We start from the raw sequence: 17,863 nt of genomic DNA on the forward strand, positions 1-17,863 counted from the left end.
CCGAACACCCGTCGGTCATGTCCCCGGGCTGAACACTTGACCGGGCGATCCAGTACGCCGCGGCTTCTCGGTTCAAGCACAGGCGTCTCTGGAATACTGGATCACCCGCATGCGCGGGTGATGACACCGCGTGGTGTGACAACTTGAATCGAGAACCATCCTCATCGTTGTCCTGGCGAAAGCCAGGACCCATTACCCCAAATCTCAATTGTTGCGCGAAGTTGGGGTCACGATCCCGTTCATCACCAAACGCGGTGGTTATGGGTCCTGGCTTTCGCCAGGACGACCAAGAGGTGAGAGTCGTGGAGCGCAGCGAAACGAACTCAATTCCGCGCGATGATCTCGCGCTCGTCGCGATGCACGCTGGTGCCGTTGAGGCTGACGCCGGCGCGGCGGCGGACCAGGAATTTCGGGCGGCGCGCGCGGATCGCGTTGCGGCGGCGGCGGCGCGGGGCAGGCCGGCGCGGCGCCGGCTCGGTCAGTTGCGGGAGACGGAAGATGTCGCTCCACATCTGCCAGGCGGAGGTGATCTCCTCGGCATCCGAACTGGTGCCGAGCGGAATGGTGAGCGCGGGATCGCGGTGAACCAGCACCAGCATCTGCGCATCGTCGATGCCGCGCAGCGCGACGCCGAGGAAATCGCTGACGCGAACATTGACCGCCATCCGCATACCGAGAACGGCGCGGCGCAGCACGACATGTTCGCGATGAAGCTCGACCTGCCGCATGCCGCCATCCGCGCGCGCATCCTGCGCGTGGAAGCTGAGCGGAAGGGAAAGAGGGTCGAGCCGCAGTGCGCGGCTCGACCCGGCGGAATTGATTCCGCTTGTTGGTGTTTGACGCCTCAAAGCCTTAGTCTCCCCGCCGGGATTATGTTCCCGGTCGATGTGTGAGAGCCTAGCCGAGCGATGGCCGTTTCGGCTTAAAAAGCCTGGTTAACCGCTCCTCACCTGGCACCATGATTGACAAGAGGTTGGCCCGCATGATTGACGAAGCCTTGCGCCGATCACTCAAATCTTTGTTGCCCGCCGGTGCAAAGTGCTTGAATTCCCTGTGAAACCGGCACATCTGGTTAGGTCTGTCGACGCCATTCCGGGCCCCCCTCAATCCGCAGGAATTCGTTCGTGAACTCTTCACCATCTGCATCGCGACACGGCGATACCTCCGATCTGTTCGATCAGTCCGGCCTGAGCGACCTTGCGCAGCGTCTGGTCGAAGCCGCAAAGCGCGCCGGCGCCGATGCGGCCGATGCCATCGCGGTGCGCGGCGTCTCGCAAGGCGTCGAAGTCCGCGACGGCCGCGTCGAGGAAACTGAACGCTCCGAAGGCGATGACGTCGGCTTGCGGGTGTTCGTCGGCCAGCGCCAGGCGGTGGTGTCGACCAATGACGTCAGCGGCGACGGGGTTGCAAAGCTCGCCGAGCGTGCGGTCGCGATGGCGCGCGTCGCGCCGGACGACAAATATGTCGGCCTGGCCGATCCCGCGCTCCATGCGCATGACTTCCCCGATCTCGATCTGCTCGACCGCAAGGTCCCGACCACGGCCGAGCTCGAGCGGCGCGCCATCGAAGCGGAAGCCGCGGCGCTCGCGGTCAAGGGCGTCACCAAGTCCGGCGGTGCGTCGGCATCGACCGGGATCGGCGGCATGGTGCTGGTGACCTCGACCGGCTTCCACGGTTCTTACCTGCGCTCCAGCCACGGCATCTCCACGACGGCGATTTCCGGTGAGGGCACCGGCATGGAGCGCGACTATGATTTCACCAGCGCGCCGCATGCCTCCGATCTCGATTCACCCACGACCGTCGGCCGCAAGGCCGGCGAGCGCGCAGTGGCGCGGTCCAATCCGCGCAAGGTCGAGACCTGCAAGGTGCCTGTGGTGTTCGATCCGCGGGTTGCCGGCTCGATCGTCGGCCATCTGGTCGGCGCCATCAACGGCGCCTCGATCGCGCGCAAGACCAGCTTCCTGAAGGACAAGCTCGGCGAGCAGCTGTTCTCCAGGGATATCCGCATCATCGACGATCCCTTGCGCGTGCGCGGCCTGCGCTCGCAGACCTTCGACGCCGAGGGCGTCAAGGTGAAGAAGATCGCGCTGATCGATGAGGGCGTGCTGACCACCTGGGTGCTGGACTCCGCGACCGCGCGCGAGCTCGGCCTTGCGACGACCGGGCATGCGCATCGCGGCGTGTCGTCCTCGCCGTCGCCCGGAACATATAATCTGCATCTCGAGCCGGGTGCGGTGACGCCGAAGGAGCTGATCTCCGACATCAAGCAGGGCTTCTATGTCACCGACCTGATCGGCTCCGGCGTCAACGGCGTGACCGGCGATTACAGCCGCGGTGCGTCCGGCTTCTGGATCGAGAATGGCGAGATCACCTATCCGGTCAGCGAAGTGACCATCGCCGGACATCTACTGCCGATGTTCAAGTCGCTGGTTGCCGCCAACGATCTGGAGTTCCGCTACGGCGTCAATTCGCCGACGCTGCGCATCGAGGGCCTGACGCTTGGCGGACGCTGATACGGACGACTGGACCAAGGCGCGCGACGCCGCCTTGCTGACCAGATCGGTGCAGGAGGCGGGCCGGCTCGCATTGTCGCTGTTCCGCACCGAGTTGAAGAACTGGATCAAGGGCGCGTCCTCGCCGGTCTCCGAGGCTGACATCGCGGTCAACGACCTCCTGGAGCAGCAGCTGCGTTCGGCGACGCCGGGTTACGGCTGGCTGTCGGAGGAGAGCGCCGACAACGCGAACCGGCTCGACAGGCGCTTCACCTGGATCGTCGATCCGATCGACGGCACCCGTGCGTATCTCGCCGGCCGCGAGGACTGGTGCGTCAGTGTGGCGCTGGTTGAAAATGCATCGCCGGTGCTCGCGGCGGTGTATGCGCCGGTGACGGAGGAATTCTTCTTCGCCGCCCGCGGCCAGGGCGCCACCCTGAACGACAGCGGCGTGCATGCAACCGCGGGCACCGATTTCGATTTTCCGCGCATGGCCGGACCGAAACCGCTGGTGCAGCGGCTCAGCCCGACATCGGACGAGATCACGCTCTATCCGCGGATCGGATCGCTGGCCCTGCGGTTGTGCCGCGTAGCACAAGGTCGACTTGACGCCGCCTTTGCAGGCGGGCAAAGCCGCGACTGGGATCTTGCCGCCGCGAATTTGATCGTGCAGGAAGCGGGTGGTAAGATGACCGCGCTCTCGGGGGATGCGATTGAGTACAATCGCCGGGAGGTGACGCATGGGGTGCTGGTGGCAGCAGGACGCGAACGTCATGCACGCATTGTCGAGCATTTTCGCAACCGTCCATTGCCGTGAGGCCCCGCCGATCCGCCCCGCGTTTCCGATTGTGACGACCAGACTTGTTACGACAGACCTGTGACGACTACGACTTCATTTGCTTGCCGGGCATCTCGTTAGGAAAACCATCATGTCAGACAATGCCCAGCCACAGCTGCTTCATCTCGTGATCGGCGGCGAGTTGACCGATCTCGAGCACAACACCTTCAAGAATCTGGACGAAGTCGAGATCGTCGGCGTGTACCCGAACTATGCGACCGCCTATGCGGCCTGGAAGGCGAAGGCGCAGCAGACCGTGGACAACGCCCAGATGCGCTATTTCGTCGTTCACCTCCACCGGTTGCTCGATCCCGAGCAGGACACGAAGCACTCCCATTGAAACGACTTCTTCGCGATCTGCTGCGCAGCGGCGTCGTGCAGCGCGCGCTGGGTGTGCTCGCGGCCGAGTATCTGCGGCTGGTGTGGTACACCAACCGCTTCAGCTACCAGCCGCATGACGTGTACGGGATCGTCGAGCCCTTGATGCCGGCGATCTTCGTGTTCTGGCACGGCCAGCACTTCATGACGCCGTTCATCAAGACCAAGGACAGCTACCGTGCCAAGGTCCTGATCTCCCGCCACCGCGACGGCGAGTTCAACGCCCTGGCGGTCGAGCGGCTCGGCATCGGTACGATCAGGGGGTCCGGCGACCATTCCGGCGCGTTCCACCGCAAGGGCGGCGTCGGCGCCTTCCTGGAGATGGTGCGGACGCTGGAAGACGGCTGCAACATGGCGACCACGGCCGATGTGCCGAAGCGGGCGCGGGTGGCGGGCCTCGGGGCCATCATGCTGGCGCGGGAAACCGGCCGGCCGATCATGCCCTTTGCGATGGTCACCAGCCGATTCATCCGGTTGAAAAACTGGGATTCCACGACCATCAATTTGCCATTCGGGCGCGGCGCAGTGGTAGGTATTGAGCCGGTCTATGTGCCGCCCGATGCCGATGCCGCGACGATGGAAAAGCTTCGGCAGCAGGTGGAGAATCTTCTCAACGAAGCGACCCGGCGCGCCTATGCAGCCGTCGGGCGGCCGGAGGCAACGCTTGGCTAGCTCGCTACCGATGACGTTGCGTGTCTACCGCAAGCTATCGTCCGCGATGGTGCCGCTCGCGCCTGCGCTGATCAAGCGGCGGCTCAAGCTCGGCAAGGAAGATCCCGAACGCGTCGGCGAGCGGCGCGGCGTCAGCGCCGATACCAGGCCGCAGGGGCCGCTGGTGTGGATACACGGCGCGAGCGTCGGCGAGGTGCTGGCGGCAGTCGGGCTGATCGAGCGGCTGCGCGCGCTCAATCTGCGCATCCTGCTCACCTCGGGCACGGTGACCTCGGCCGCGATCGTGGCCAAACGCTTTCCGCCCGACGTGATCCATCAATACGTGCCGTATGACTCGCCGCGCTATGTCGCGCGCTTCCTCGATCACTGGCATCCGTCGCTGGCGCTGTTCATAGAGTCCGACCTGTGGCCGAACCTGATCCTGTCGAGCGCTGCGCGGCGGCTGCCGATGGTCTTGATCAACGGGCGGATGTCGCAGCGCTCGTTCCCGCGCTGGCGCCGGGTTTCCAACACCATCGGGGCGCTGCTCGGACGGTTCGACATCTGCCTCGCGCAGTCGAAGACCGATGCCGAACGCTTTGCCGCGCTCGGCAGCCCCAACGTCATGGTTACCGGCAATCTCAAGCTCGACGTCGCGGCGCCGCCGGCCGATCCCGCCAAGCTGGAGCGGCTGATGTCGATGACGCGCGGCCGCGCGATCGTGGTTGCCGCGTCCACCCATCCCGGCGAGGAAGAGATCCTGATCGAGGCGCATAAATCGCTCGCCGGATTCTTCCCCGGGCTGCTCACGGTGATCGTGCCGCGGCATGCCGCGCGCGGCGAGCCGGTGGCGCGGCTCGTGACGGAAGCGGGCCTGCGCCCCGGGCTGCGCTCGCACGAGGACCTGCCGGTCGCGACAACAGATATCTACGTCGCCGACACGATGGGCGAGCTCGGCCTGTTCTATCGCCTCGCGCCGATCGTGTTCATGGGCGGCTCGCTGGTGGCGCATGGCGGCCAGAATCCGATCGAGGCGATCAAGCTCGGCGCGGCGATCGTGCACGGCCCGCACGTCTTCAACTTCACCGAAGTCTACGACGCGCTCGATCATGCCGGCGGTGCGCGGCGCGCCGACGATCTGGACGCGCTGGTCAAGCAGCTCGGCCAGTTCCTCGCCGATCCCGCGGCGCGCGACGCCTCGCTTTCGGCCTCCGAGCGCGTCGTCGAACAGCTCGGTGGTGCGCTGGAGCGCACGGTGACCGCTCTCGAGCCCTATCTGTTGCAGCTGCAGCTCGAGATGGGAGCCGCCAATGCGTGAGCCGGCCTTTTGGCACCGGCCATCGTCTTGGACATCGCATCTGCTCCGACCGCTTGCCGCGCTCTATGGCGCGGTGGCCGCGCGGCGGATGCAGCGCGCCGGCATCGATGCCGGCATTCCCGTGATCTGCGTCGGCAATTACCATGTCGGCGGCGCCGGCAAGACGCCGACGGTGCTGGCGCTGGCAAAACTGCTGCGCGAGCTCGACGAGCGGCCGGTGGTGCTCAGCCGCGGTTATGGCGGCAGGCTTGCCGGGCCGGTCAAGGTCGATCGCAGCAGCCACACGGCGGCCGATGTCGGCGACGAGCCGCTGATGATGGCGGCGACCTTGCCGGTCGTGGTGTCGCGTGACCGTGCCGCGGGCCTGGCGCTGGCGCGCGCGCAGAATGCGAGCGTGATCCTGATGGATGACGGCTTCCAGAATCCATCCGTACTCAAGGACGCCAGCCTGATCGTGATCGACGGCACGCGCGGCGTCGGCAATGGCCGCGTCATTCCGGCGGGGCCGTTGCGCGCGCCGCTGTCGCCGCAGCTGGAGCGCACCGACGCGCTGATCGTGGTCGACGAGGGAAGCGGCGCGAAGAAGATTGCGGCGGATGTCGCGTCCCGTGGCAAGCCGATATTGTCGGCGCATCTGAGGCCCGATGAGGCCTCATTGAGCGCGTTGCGCGGTCAGCGTGTGCTCGCCTTCGCCGGCATCGGCGATCCCGCGCGCTTCTTCGACACGCTGCGCGCAAGCGGCGTCGACGTCGTGCGCAACAGAACCTTCCCCGATCATCATGCCTTCACGAAGGATGAGATCGAACAGCTCGTTGCCGACGGGCGAAGCGACGCCTTGACGCTGGTAACGACGGAAAAGGATCTGGCGCGGTTGCGTGGTCCGGCCGGGATGCCGGCCTGGGCACAAACGATCGTGCCGTTCGCGGTGACGCTGCAATTCGAGGATGCTGCCGCGCTGCGGCGCCTGGTGACCGATCAGCTGTTCAAGGCGCGGGACAGGAGGCTGCCCACATGAACCCAGCCTTGAGCCTAAGCCTGCGGTTTGAGCACGCCGGGATGATGGCGCTGCAGCACGGCGGTCGGGGTGGCGTAGGCCTCCTGCAGGTCGACGCTCCAGTACTTCAGCTCGTCGAGCGGGATCCGGACGTCGGTGATGGCACAACGCACAAAGGTGCCGGGCGAGATCACGCGGAAATCGCCATCGAGATATTGCACCTGCGCTTCGCCATGGCCCGAGGGACCGAACTTGTTCAGCACGTTTGAGCTCTCCGCCTTGCCCCCGATGAGGCCCTTAAATGTTCATGAAGCCGTCTATCACAGATAGGGGGTCATGTCCGCCCGTTAAACCACCGACTTGTGATGATTTGGCGGCAGACGTGCATGGTAGCGTTGCAGGCGTGGTCCGCTGTGTTTACAGCGCCATAACGAGCCGGCCGGATCGGATGCGCCTCAAGTCAGTTTTCACGTGCCTTGCCATGTTTGCCGTGCCGGCCGCGGCCGCGGCGCCGCTCCCGGCCCCGCATCAGGTCGAGATTCCCGAAGGCAACATCACCCTGCACGCGCAGCTCTACCGGCCCGACGGCGATGGCCCGTTCCCGACGGTCATCGCGCTGCACGGCTGCGGCGGTCTTGCCGGCCGTTCCGAGGCCGTGCTGCCGCGCTATCGCGACTGGGCCGAGCAGCTGCTCACATCAGGTCATGCGGTGCTGCTGCCGGACAGCTACGGCTCGCGCGAGCTGGGGCCCCAGTGCCGCATCAAGGAGCATCAGGTCCAGACCCGCCGTGCGCGGGTTGCGGACATCAATGCCGCGCGGCAATGGCTGGTGCAGCAGAAATGGGTGGCGAAGAGCCGCATCAGCCTGATCGGCTGGGGCAATGGCGCGGCCGCCTTGCTGTGGGCGGTGCGACCGCAGATGTGGTCGCGCAACGTCGAGCCGGACTTTCGCTCGGCCGTCGCGTTCTATCCGGATTGCCGCACCTCGTCCGGCCTTGGCTGGAGCGCGCGGGTGCCGACGCTGGTCCTGATCGGCGCGCGCGATGATGTGACATCATCATCGGCCTGCCACCAGATGGTCGACGGCGCGCGCGGCCGCAGCGCGCTGGCGCGGATCGTGGTCTATCCCGATGCCTATCACGATTTCGATCGCGCCAACCTGCCGCTGCATGCGGTCGCGGCTTCGTCCGAGGTCGACATCACGGAGCCCGGTCACATCGGTACCGATACCAGCGCACGCAAGGACGCGCAGAAGCAAGTCGCGGAGTGGCTTGCGCGCTAGAGCGTTTTCGAGCGAAGTGGACGCCGGTTCGCGTGAAGAAAACGCGTCAAAACAAGAATCAGAACAGGCTGCCCTGATCGACCGGCTTGGTGACGCGCTTCGGCGCCGCCGGTTTCGCCTCGCGCTGCGGCTTCGGCTGGCTCTCCGGCATCACCGTCGCCGCCGGCTGATCGGCATTCGTGGTGGCAGCGACGCGGCCGTCGGCGAACTCGATCGACAGGTTGGCGTTCGGGCCGACCGCCGCGGCGGAATGGATCGCGTGTCCCTGCGCATCGCGCACCAAGGCAAAGCCGCGCGCCAGCACGCCGCGATAGGACAGCGCCGACAGCAGCTGGCTGCGATGGGCGACCCGCGCCTCGAGCCGCTGCATCGTCGTCAACAGCGCGCGGCGGGCGCGCTCGGCGAGGCGGTGGGTGCGCTCGAGATCGCGGGCGATCGCGGTGCGCTGGGCCTTGGCATTGGCGAGCTTGGAGGCCTTGAGCCGGATCTCGAGCCCGCTGAAGCGCTCCTGCCTGCGATGCAGCAGCGCGCGCGCCGACAGCGTGATGCGCTCGCCGGATGCGGTCAGCCGCTGCCGCGCATGCGCGACCTGGCCGCGCAGCACACCGATGGTGAGGCGCGAGCTCGACGCGGCAAAGCGTCGGAAGTGCGCGTGCGTATTGGCTTTCAACCCCCGCGGCAGCCCGGCAGCGAGATGATCGAGCCGCTGCCGAGGGATCGCCAGCAGTTCGTTCGCCGCCGGCAGCGCACGCGCCGCAGCACGCAGTTCGTTGCGGCGGGCCTCCTGGCTACGCTGCCAGCACACCAGGGTGCGGCGGGCGAGCGCCTGGACCTCGACGAACAGCTCGCTGCGCACCGGCACCGCCATCTCGGCGGCCGCGGTCGGCGTCGGCGCGCGCTTGTCGGCGACGAAGTCGATCAGCGTGATGTCGGTCTCGTGGCCCACCGCCGAGATCAGCGGGATATGGCTCTCGGCCGCGGCGCGGACCACGATCTCCTCGTTGAACGACCACAGGTCCTCCAGCGAGCCTCCGCCGCGCGCGACGATCAACAGATCGGGCCGCGGGATCCTGCCGCCCTCCGGCAGCGCATTGAAGCCGCGGATCGCGGCCGCGACCTGCTCGGCCGAGCCGTCGCCCTGCACCTTGACCGGCCAGACCAGCACGCGGCGGGGGAAGCGGTCCTCGAGGCGATGCAGGATGTCGCGGATCACGGCGCCGGTCGGCGAGGTGACGACGCCGATCACCTCGGGCAGCCAGGGCAAGAGCTGCTTGCGGGCCTCGTCGAACAGGCCCTCGGCCGCGAGCTTCTTCTTGCGCTCCTCCATCAGCGCCATCAGCGCGCCGACGCCGGCCGGCTCCAGCGACTCGATGACGATCTGGTACTTCGAGGAGTTCGGATAGGTGGTCAGCTTACCGGTGGCGATGACCTCGAGCCCTTCCTGCGGCTTGAAGCGCATCCGGGCGTGGGCAAATTTCCAGATCACCGCCTCGATCTTGGCGCTCTCGTCCTTCAGGGCGAAATAGCAGTGGCCGGAGGAGTGCGGGCCGCGGAAGCCGGAGATCTCGCCGCGGACGCGGACATGGCCGAACCGGTCCTCCACCGTCCGCTTCAGGGCGGAGGACAGTTCCGAGACGGTGAATTCGGGCGCGTTGACGAGATTCGGCGCGGCAGCAGTCATTTGCAGGTGATTCGGCTGTTTGTGAGCTTCAGCGCAACGTAGGGACTTTTGCCCGCCATCGCCAATGCGCGGGCTTGTTTGTCCATATACTCTGTGATACAGAGTTCTCTGTAAAAGGAGTGATGGCGACCTGGCTGGAGGGCTGCCCGATGATCCCGCAGTTGACGTTGGCAAGTTTCATCCATTCCGCGGCAGGCGCGGTCCATGCCGTCGTGGCGATGCTGTGCATCGGTGTCGGGCTGATCCAGTTCCTGCGGCCAAAGCGCGGCGCGGGCCACCGGGCGCGCGGGTATTTCTTCGTCTACGCCATGCTGGTCGCCGACGGGACCGCGATGCTGGTCTATCGGTTCACCGGCGCTCTCAACCTGTTCCATGTCGGCGCGATCGTGAACTTCGCCTGCATCGTGGCGGCTATTGTTCCGCTGCTGCGCAGTCCGCGCCCGGCGAACTGGCGACTGACCCACTACTATTTCATCTCCTGGTCCTACGTGTCGCTGATGTCGGCGGCGGCGACCGAAATCATGGCGCGTGTGCTGCCGCTGACAACGCGCGGGCAGGTCGGGCTGGTGGCCTTGGTGCTGTCGATCATCACCATGACGATCGCCTATGTCCTGATCGGCAAATATCGTCCGCCGGCGGAGGCGCCACTGGTGTCCGCCAAGCTCGCCGAGCAGAGTGGGGTGCCGTCATGATCGACAGCCAGCAGGCCAGCGCGGCGCTGAACGACATCAACGACGTCGTGCAGCGCGTCCGCCAATCACAGATCTACCAGATCGCCAGCCTCATCGTCATCATGTGGGGCGTATTGGTATCCGTGGGCTACTTCGCCAACTACACATGGCCGCCGCAGGGCTATGCAATCTGGCTGGTCATCGACCTCGTCGGGATCGCAGGCTCCATTGCAATTGCCGCGTTCAGCGGTGTCGGTCCGGGGGCGGGCGCCTTCGCCATCCGATTGCTGATGGCGTTCCTGCTGTTCATCGTATTCGGCATTTTCTGCTCGGTGGTGCTGGGCCATTTCGGACCGCGCCAGATGCTGGTGTTCTGGCCGGTATTCGCGATGCTGTTCTACGCGCTCGCCGGCCTGTGGTTCGGCTATGCCTTCATCGTGATCGCGCTCGGCACCAGCGCCCTGATCGTGATCGGCTATTTCTACGCCGGCCCGGCTCTGCTGCTGTGGATGGCCGCGGTGCATGGCGGCGCGCTGGTGCTCGGCGGCCTCTGGATGCGCCGGATCTGATCGATGGCCGAACTCGACGAGATCATCCACCAGCCGCTGCGGCTGCGGATCATGGCGGCGCTCAATGCGCTGCCGGTTTCGACCGGGCTCGAATTCGCCCGGCTGAAGAAGCTGACGGGCGCCACCGACGGCAATCTCGGCGCCCATATCGAGACGCTGGCCCGGGCCGGCTACGTCTCGGTCGACAAGGCGTTCGTCGGCAAGAAGCCGCAGACCACCGTGACCGCGACCGCGGCCGGCCGTGGCGCCTTCGCCCGCCATGTCGCGACCTTGCAGGAGATCATCGCCGGCAAGCAGCCGTGAGCCGGGATGACGGGGGAATCGGCCCCGTCGCCCCTTGCAGGCCGGCGGGGATTCGTGCGACCGAAACAGCTCTTGCACCCTTTTTGAGCCTGTCTCTGATGAACATCCTCCTGCTCGGTTCCGGTGGCCGCGAACATGCGTTGGCGTGGAAGATCGCCGCATCCCCGCTGGTGACCAAACTCTGGTGCGCGCCGGGCAATGCCGGGATTGCGCGCGAGGCCGAGTGCGTTGCGCTCGATGTCGCCGACCATGCCGCGGTGATCGAATTCTGCCGGCGCAATACGGTCGATCTGGTGGTGGTCGGTCCCGAGACGCCGCTCGCCGCCGGCATCGTCGATGACCTCGCCGCCGTCGACATCAAGGCGTTCGGGCCGAGCAAGCAGGCTGCGCAGCTCGAGGGCTCCAAGGGCTTTACGAAAAACCTCTGCAGCGAATTCAACATTCCGACCGGCGCCTATCGCCGCTTCGACAATGCGAAGGACGCGGTGGCCTATGTCCGCGCCCAGGGCGCGCCGATCGTGGTCAAGGCCGACGGGCTTGCCGCCGGCAAGGGCGTCGTGGTGGCGCAGACGCTGCCCGAAGCCGAAGCCGCGATCGCGATGATGTTCGAGGGCGCGTTCGGCTCGGCCGGCGCCGAGGTCGTGATCGAGGAATATTTGTCGGGCCGCGAGATCAGCTACTTCGCGCTGTGCGATGGCGAGACCGCGATCCCGCTGGCCTCGGCGCAGGACCACAAGCGCGTGTTCGATCACGACAAGGGGCCGAACACCGGCGGCATGGGCGCCTATTCGCCGACGCCGTTCGTGACGCCTGAGGTGCACGACCAGATCATGGCGCGCATCATCCTGCCGACGGTTGCGGGGATGAAGAGCCGCGGCACACCGTTCAAGGGTGTGCTCTATGCCGGCGTGATGCTGACCGCGCAGGGGCCAAAGCTGTTCGAATACAACGTCCGCTTCGGCGATCCCGAGTGCCAGGTGCTGATGCTGCGGATGATGTCGGACATCGTGCCGGCCTTCCTTGCCTCCATCGACGGGCAATTGAAGAACTTCGACCTACGCTGGTACCCGGACCCGGCGCTGACGGTGGTGATGGCGGCCAAGGGCTATCCCGGCGACTACATCAAGGGTACGCGGATCGAGGGCCTCGATGATGCCGGCAAGGTCGAGGGCGTCGAGATCTTCCATGCCGGCACGGTGGCGAAGGATGGTGCCATCCTTGCCAACGGGGGTCGGGTGCTGAACGTCTGCGCGATGGGCAAGACAGTGACCGAGGCGCGCGACCGTGCCTATCAGGCCGTCGATCGCATCAAATGGCCGGAGGGATTCTGCCGGCGCGATATCGCCTGGCAGGCGGTGGAGCAGGAAAAGGGCTAGCTCCCGCCGCACTTTTCGCTCGTCATGCGCGGGCTTGACCCGCGCATCCATCGCCTTCGAGAGAGTCTCTTCGTGAGATGGATTGCCGGGTCAAGCCCGGCAATGACGGAGTGGTGTGGGGCGCCGCCGCCCCGGAATGACGAAGCGGCTCAGAGCAAATCCCCGCCCGCAGCGCTCGCGGTGGTGCCGTGCTCGCGGAACGCCTTGATGACGTTCTTGCCGATCTTCCACTTGTGCACCTCGTCGGGACCGTCGACCAGCCGCTGCGAGCGTACCTGGGTGTACCATTTCGCCAGCGGCGTATCCTGGCTGAAGCCGAGCGCGCCGTGCAGCTGGATCGCGGTATCGATCACCTTGTGCACCATGTGGGCGTGGAAGATCTTGGCGATCGAGTTCTCCTGGCGGATGTCGAGGCCCTTCTCCGCCTTGTAGGCGATGTGCAGCAGCATCAGCCGGCCGATATAGAGCTCGCTGGCGCAGTCGGCGAGCATGAACTGCACCGCCTGGCGGTCGGCCAGCAACTGGCCGAAGGTCGAGCGCTTGGTGACGTGGGCTGCCGCCATGTCGAGCGCGCGCTGCGCCTTGGCGACGTTGTGCATGCCGTGGCGCAGCCGGCCGTAGGCGAGGCGGTGCTGGCCCATGTTGAAGCCGTTGCCTTCGCCGCCGAGCAGATTGTCGGCGGGCACCTTCAGATCCTTGATCTCGATCTCGGAGTGGCCGCCATGGATCACGTCGTCATGCGGGCCCTCGATCGCCATGTTGGCGACGTTGCGCTTGATGCGGTAGCCGGGGTTGGGCAGCTCGACGATGAAGGTCGAGTATTGCTTATGGCGCGGCGCGTTCGGATCGGTCTTCGCCATGACCAGCGCGAGGTCGGCGACGCTCGCCGACGAGGAGAACCATTTCTCGCCGTTGAGGATGTAGTTCTCGTTGCCGTCCTTGACCGCGGTGGTCTGCATGCCGGTGGCGTCGGCGCCGGCGGCCTTCTCGGTCATCGAGAAGCAGATCCGCTTCTCGCCGTTCAGGAGTGGCTTAAGGAATTTCTCCTTCTGGTACTCGGTGCCGTGCGCCAGGATCGTCATCATCGAGGCGTCGTCCGGCCCCTGCGTGTTCATCGAGAGCGCGCCGAGCATGCTTTCGCCGAGCTCCATCTGCACCAGCGCATTCGCGAGCGGGCCGAGGCCCATACCGCCATACTCCTTCGGCACGAAGGGGCACCACAGGCCCTGCGCGCGGGCCTTCTTGCGCAGCGGCGCCAGCACCTCGGCAAGCGGCTTGGTGTCGAGTTCCATTTCCGCCGGGATGCACTCGTCGTGCACGAATTTGCGAACCTTCTCGCGGATCGCCTTGGCCTCGGCGGGAATCTCGAAATCGATCGACATGGCACTTCCTCGTTTCATGTTGTTGTTGGCTCGGCTTGAGGATGGCATAAACCTCACCTGGGCCAGCGGCAACGCCGAACAAAGTTTGAAGCACGGCGCACGCGACCGGGGAGCTACCGATGCCTGATCTCGCTGATCTTTTTCCCGGCTATGAGTCGAAATGGATCAACACCTCGCAGGGCCGCATCTTCGCCCGCGTCGGCGGCAAGGGCCCGCCCTTGCTGTTGCTGCACGGCTTCTCCTCGACCCATGTGATGTGGCACACGGTCGCGCCGAAACTTGACGACGCATTCACGCTGATCATCGCCGACCTGCCGGGTTACGGCTGGTCCGACATGCCTGATAGCGACAAGGACCATACGCCCTACACCAAGCGGGCCTGGGCCAAGACCATGGTCGAGGCGATGGAGCAGCTCGGCCACGTGCATTTCGCACTCGCCGGTCACGACCGCGGCGGCCGGGTGTCGTACCGGCTGGCGCTCGATCATCCCGGCCGGCTGTCGAAGCTTGCGGTGCTCGATATCGCGCCGACCTATGACTACTGGCAGAAGCTCAATCGCCTCTCGGCGCTGAAGATCTACCACTGGGCGTTCCTGGCGCAGCCCTATCCGCTGCCGGAGACGCTGATCTCCAACAATGGCGAATTCTTCCTCAAGGAGAAGATGGCGAGCCAGACCAGGACCAAGACGCTGGACGCGATCGATCCGCGCGCGCTCGCGCACTACATTGCGCCATTCCGCGATCCCGCGCGCATCCACGCGATGTGCGAGGACTATCGCGCCGGCGCCTATGCCGACTACGAGATCGACAAGGCCGATGTCGATGCCGGCAAGAAGATCACGATCCCGATGCTGGCATTGTGGGGCGATGCCGGCGTTGCGAGCGCCGCAACGACGCCGCTCGACACCTGGAAGAACTGGGCAACCAATGTCAGCGGCGCGCCGGTGGCGTCGGGGCATTTCCTGCCCGAGGAAGCGCCGGACGCGACGGCGAAGCTGCTGCGGGAGTTTTTCCTGGCGGCTTAGCCGTCATTGCGAGGAGCGAAGCGACGAAGCAATCCATTCCATCCCCGGGCTGAGATGTGGATTGCTTCGCTTCGCTCGCAATGACGAGGAGGGGGCTTCATCCGGGCTACGGCAGCGTCACCGCCGCGCCTTGAAGAAATCCTTCAGCAGCGTCGCGGACTCGGTCTCGCCGACGGCGCCGTAGACCTCCGGGACGTGGTGGCAGGTCGGCTGTGCGAAGAACCGGACGCCCGACTCGACCGCGCCGCCCTTGGGATCGGCGGCGCCGTAGTACAGCCGGCGGATCCGGGCGAAGGAGATCGCACCGGCACACATGGTGCAGGGCTCCAGCGTCACGTAGAGGTCGCAATCGACCAGCCGCTCGGTCCCGATCGCCTCTGCCGCCTGCCGGATCGCCAAAATCTCGGCATGGGCGGTGGGGTCGCGGTCGGTCAGGGTGCGATTGCTGGCGGTGGCGATGATCTCGTAACCCCGGACAATCACGCATCCGATCGGAACTTCGCCGGCCTTTCCGGCGTTTTCAGCCGTTTTCAGCGCCAAATCCATGAAAGAAGGGGCTGACATGCCTCGTATCATCGCAAGAAACCTGCTAGTAGCTTCGCCTTCAGCAAAAGTGGATGCCGGTTTTGCGTCAAATGCGCTGCCAACAGGCGCGTATGCCCGGCTGCCCTTGCACCCCAATTGAACGCCCAGGCGAGAACATTCATGCCCCGCGATAGCGACAAACACAACGATTCCCGCGGCCGGCGTGATCGGCCCGGCGGTGGACAGGGCCGTTCCGGCGGCGGCAAAGGCCGCTCCGGCGCCGCCCGTGGACCGGACAAGAAATTTGCCAAGCGCGGCTTTGGCGATAAGAAGTTTGCCGGCAAGGGCGATGGCGACAAGCGGCCCTATCGCGGCGACCGCGAGGACCGTCCGCCGCGCCGCGAGTTCGGCGACAAGCCGAGGTTCAACCGCGACGACCGCCCGCGCGGCGACCGGCCGTTCCGCGATCGCTCACCGCGTGACGGCGATGGCGAGAAGCGCACGTTCAAGCCGCGTGAAGACCGCGGCGGCGAAAAGCGGCCCTACACGCCCCGCGGCGACCGCCCGAACTATAATCGCGACGACCGCGCGCCGCGGCGCGATCGCGATGATGCACGCCCGGCGGGGCGGTTTTCCGATCGGAAGTTCGGCGACCGGAAGCCTTACGCGCCGCGCGAACGTGACGGCGAGAAGCGGCCCTATACGCCGCGTGGCGAGCGATCGTTCGGCGACCGTCCGTCGCGCGATGGCGACCGGCCCGCGCGGAAATTCGGCGGCGACAGCAAGTTCAAGCGCGGCGGCGATCGTGATCGTGGCGATCGCGGCCCGCGCAAGGACTTTGGCGATCGGCCGCCGCGCGGCGAATCCAAGCCGTGGCAGAAGCGCGAGGGCGGTTCCGATCGTCCGGAGCGTGGTTCGCGTCCGTTCCGCGACGGCCCGCGCAATTTCGACAGGCCGCGCGACGATCGCGGCGGCGGCGAGCGGCCGCGGTTCTCGCGCTCCCGCGACGATCGGGAGCAGGGCGATCGGCCGAAGTTCAGCCGGCCGCGCTGGGAAAGAGACGAGGCTGGTGGCGACAATCGTCGGCGCGACCGCCCCGAAGGCCGCACCGACTGGCAGGAGCATCCGCGCAGCGAGGGCCGCTTCGGCGACCGCCCGCGCCGCGACAATGAGGACGACAGCAAGGTCTTTGCCAAGCGCCCGGCGTTCGGCGGCCGCGGTGCCTATCGCGAACGTTCCTATGACGATCGCCGCGAGCGTCCCGAGCCGAAGCCGAAGAAATCCGGCGAACGCATTGCCAAGGTGCTGGCGCGTGCCGGTCTCGCCTCGCGCCGCGATGCCGAGGAAATCGTCACCCAGGGCCGCGTCACGGTCAACGGACGCGTGATCAACTCGCCGGCGCTCGACATCACCGAGAACGATGTCGTGGCGGTCGACGGCAAGCCGTTGCCGCCGCGCGAGCGGACGCGGCTGTTCATGTATCACAAGCCGCGCGGGCTGATGACGACGCATGCCGATCCCGAGGGACGGCCGACCGTGTTCGACAATCTGCCCGAGGGCCTGCCGCGGCTGATCTCAATCGGCCGGCTCGATTTCAACACCGAGGGCCTGCTGCTGCTCACCAATGACGGCGGGCTGGCGCGGACGCTGGAGCATCCCGACACCGGATGGCTGCGGCGCTACCGCGTGCGCGCGCATGGCGAGGTGACGCAGGGCCAGCTCGACCAGCTCAAGGACGGCGTCGAGGTCGACGGCGTCAAATACGGGCCGATCGATGCGACGCTGGAGCGCGACCAGAGCTCCAACGTCTGGGTGGTGTTCGCGATCCGCGAGGGCAAGAACCGCGAGGTGCGCAACGTGATGGCGCATCTCGGGCTCGAGGTGAACCGGCTGATCCGGATCTCCTACGGCCCGTTCCAGCTCGGCGAGCTCGAGGAGGGCAAGGTCGAGGAGGTCAAGACGCGGGTGCTGCGCGAGCAACTCGGCGAGAAGATCGCCAAAGTCGCAGGTGCGGATTTCACGCGGCCGGAGCAGCGTGACGCCGGCGATAGCGACGATGCGCCCGCCAGGAAGCCGAAGCCGAGCAAGCGCGAAACGATCAACGACCGCAAGGGCCGCCGCGTGCTGGTGCAGCGCACCGGCAGCGAGGAAGCGCGCGCCCGCAACGAGGACGAGGCCAACGGCTACGGCCCGCCACGCCGTCCCAAGCGCGGCTATCACGGCAAGCGCGATCTCACGCCGAAGGACGAGTAGGGCGGTCGCGACGATGGATGTGTCGTCTTTACTCGCTGCGATGCGATCAACGCTCTCTCCGTTCCCTCCCCCTTTGTGGGGGAGGGCAAGGGAGGGGGGTGCCACACGGGTGGTCTGCCCGTGGG

18 protein-coding genes are annotated in these 17,863 nt (G+C 66.2%); 13 read left to right on the forward strand and 5 right to left on the reverse strand.

Annotated elements, in window-relative coordinates:
• Positions 1–323: 323 nt before the first annotated feature.
• Positions 324–848 (reverse strand): DUF6101 family protein, encoded by a 525-nt coding sequence (locus Q0030_RS39840; protein WP_298380421.1) that lies wholly within the window; start codon positions 846–848, stop codon positions 324–326.
• Positions 849–1,124: 276 nt separating this feature from the next.
• Here Q0030_RS39840 and Q0030_RS39845 point away from each other — a divergent pair, with 276 nt between their 5' ends.
• From Q0030_RS39845 to lpxK, 6 genes are all read left to right on the forward strand, one after another.
• Positions 1,125–2,513, forward strand: a complete 1,389-nt coding sequence (locus tag Q0030_RS39845) for a TldD/PmbA family protein (RefSeq protein WP_298380424.1) — start codon at positions 1,125–1,127, stop codon at positions 2,511–2,513.
• Positions 2,500–3,309 (forward strand): 3'(2'),5'-bisphosphate nucleotidase CysQ, encoded by an 810-nt coding sequence (locus Q0030_RS39850; RefSeq protein WP_298380426.1) that lies wholly within the window; start codon positions 2,500–2,502, stop codon positions 3,307–3,309. Before Q0030_RS39845 ends, Q0030_RS39850 begins: the two co-directional genes overlap by 14 nt.
• 112 nt (positions 3,310–3,421) lie before the next feature.
• Positions 3,422–3,670, forward strand: coding sequence for a DUF4170 domain-containing protein (locus Q0030_RS39855; RefSeq protein WP_016848023.1), 249 nt, complete (start codon positions 3,422–3,424; stop codon positions 3,668–3,670).
• Positions 3,667–4,380: a lysophospholipid acyltransferase family protein gene (locus tag Q0030_RS39860; protein ID WP_298380428.1), complete on the forward strand. Its 714-nt coding sequence runs from the start codon at positions 3,667–3,669 to the stop codon at positions 4,378–4,380. Before Q0030_RS39855 ends, Q0030_RS39860 begins: the two co-directional genes overlap by 4 nt.
• Positions 4,343–5,677 carry a 3-deoxy-D-manno-octulosonic acid transferase gene (locus tag Q0030_RS39865; RefSeq protein ID WP_298380431.1) on the forward strand — a complete coding sequence of 445 codons (1,335 nt, stop codon included), beginning with the start codon at positions 4,343–4,345 and terminating at the stop codon, positions 5,675–5,677. The genes Q0030_RS39860 and Q0030_RS39865 overlap by 38 nt, the downstream gene beginning before the upstream one ends.
• Entirely contained in the window at positions 5,670–6,692 is a 1,023-nt protein-coding gene (gene lpxK, locus Q0030_RS39870) for a tetraacyldisaccharide 4'-kinase (RefSeq protein ID WP_298380434.1), read from the forward strand. Before Q0030_RS39865 ends, lpxK begins: the two co-directional genes overlap by 8 nt.
• A 14-nt stretch (positions 6,693–6,706) precedes the next feature.
• Here the strand turns inward: lpxK and Q0030_RS39875 are convergent, their stop codons facing one another.
• Positions 6,707–6,934 (reverse strand): DUF2093 domain-containing protein, encoded by a 228-nt coding sequence (locus Q0030_RS39875; RefSeq protein ID WP_016848019.1) that lies wholly within the window; start codon positions 6,932–6,934, stop codon positions 6,707–6,709.
• 185 nt (positions 6,935–7,119) lie between these two features.
• Here Q0030_RS39875 and Q0030_RS39880 point away from each other — a divergent pair, with 185 nt between their 5' ends.
• A complete protein-coding gene (locus Q0030_RS39880; RefSeq protein ID WP_298380437.1) occupies positions 7,120–7,953 on the forward strand; it encodes a dienelactone hydrolase family protein in 834 nt (277 codons plus the stop codon).
• A 58-nt stretch (positions 7,954–8,011) separates the two neighbouring features.
• Here the strand turns inward: Q0030_RS39880 and xseA are convergent, their stop codons facing one another.
• Positions 8,012–9,634: an exodeoxyribonuclease VII large subunit gene (xseA, locus tag Q0030_RS39885; protein WP_298380440.1), complete on the reverse strand. Its 1,623-nt coding sequence runs from the start codon at positions 9,632–9,634 to the stop codon at positions 8,012–8,014.
• 122 nt (positions 9,635–9,756) lie between these two features.
• Here xseA and Q0030_RS39890 point away from each other — a divergent pair, with 122 nt between their 5' ends.
• From Q0030_RS39890 to purD, 4 genes are all read left to right on the forward strand, one after another.
• Positions 9,757–10,326: a DUF2306 domain-containing protein gene (locus tag Q0030_RS39890; RefSeq protein ID WP_298380442.1), complete on the forward strand. Its 570-nt coding sequence runs from the start codon at positions 9,757–9,759 to the stop codon at positions 10,324–10,326.
• Complete coding sequence (locus Q0030_RS39895; protein WP_298380444.1) at positions 10,323–10,874, forward strand: hypothetical protein; 552 nt, start codon at positions 10,323–10,325, stop codon at positions 10,872–10,874. Before Q0030_RS39890 ends, Q0030_RS39895 begins: the two co-directional genes overlap by 4 nt.
• 3 nt (positions 10,875–10,877) lie before the next feature.
• Entirely contained in the window at positions 10,878–11,177 is a 300-nt protein-coding gene (locus Q0030_RS39900) for a transcriptional regulator (protein WP_166303496.1), read from the forward strand.
• A gap of 98 nt (positions 11,178–11,275) precedes the next feature.
• The gene (gene purD / locus Q0030_RS39905) at positions 11,276–12,553 is read left to right on the forward strand and encodes a phosphoribosylamine--glycine ligase (RefSeq protein WP_298380449.1); all 1,278 of its coding nucleotides are present in this window, start codon (positions 11,276–11,278) and stop codon (positions 12,551–12,553) included.
• A 149-nt stretch (positions 12,554–12,702) separates the two neighbouring features.
• Here the strand turns inward: purD and Q0030_RS39910 are convergent, their stop codons facing one another.
• Positions 12,703–13,935: an acyl-CoA dehydrogenase family protein gene (locus tag Q0030_RS39910; protein ID WP_298380451.1), complete on the reverse strand. Its 1,233-nt coding sequence runs from the start codon at positions 13,933–13,935 to the stop codon at positions 12,703–12,705.
• A 119-nt stretch (positions 13,936–14,054) separates the two neighbouring features.
• On the opposite strand from Q0030_RS39910, the gene Q0030_RS39915 reads away from it, so the two are divergent.
• Positions 14,055–14,960, forward strand: coding sequence for an alpha/beta hydrolase (locus Q0030_RS39915; RefSeq protein WP_298380454.1), 906 nt, complete (start codon positions 14,055–14,057; stop codon positions 14,958–14,960).
• A 117-nt stretch (positions 14,961–15,077) separates the two neighbouring features.
• Here the strand turns inward: Q0030_RS39915 and Q0030_RS39920 are convergent, their stop codons facing one another.
• A complete protein-coding gene (locus tag Q0030_RS39920) occupies positions 15,078–15,524 on the reverse strand; it encodes a nucleoside deaminase (protein ID WP_298380456.1) in 447 nt (148 codons plus the stop codon).
• Between the two features lie 141 nt (positions 15,525–15,665).
• Between Q0030_RS39920 and Q0030_RS39925 the strand changes: the two genes are divergently transcribed.
• Positions 15,666–17,738, forward strand: coding sequence for a pseudouridine synthase (locus Q0030_RS39925; RefSeq protein ID WP_298380458.1), 2,073 nt, complete (start codon positions 15,666–15,668; stop codon positions 17,736–17,738).
• The last annotated feature ends 125 nt before the right edge of the window (positions 17,739–17,863 follow it).

It is taken from the genome of uncultured Bradyrhizobium sp. (assembly GCF_947648125.1).
Classification (GTDB): Bacteria; Pseudomonadota; Alphaproteobacteria; order Rhizobiales; family Xanthobacteraceae; genus Bradyrhizobium.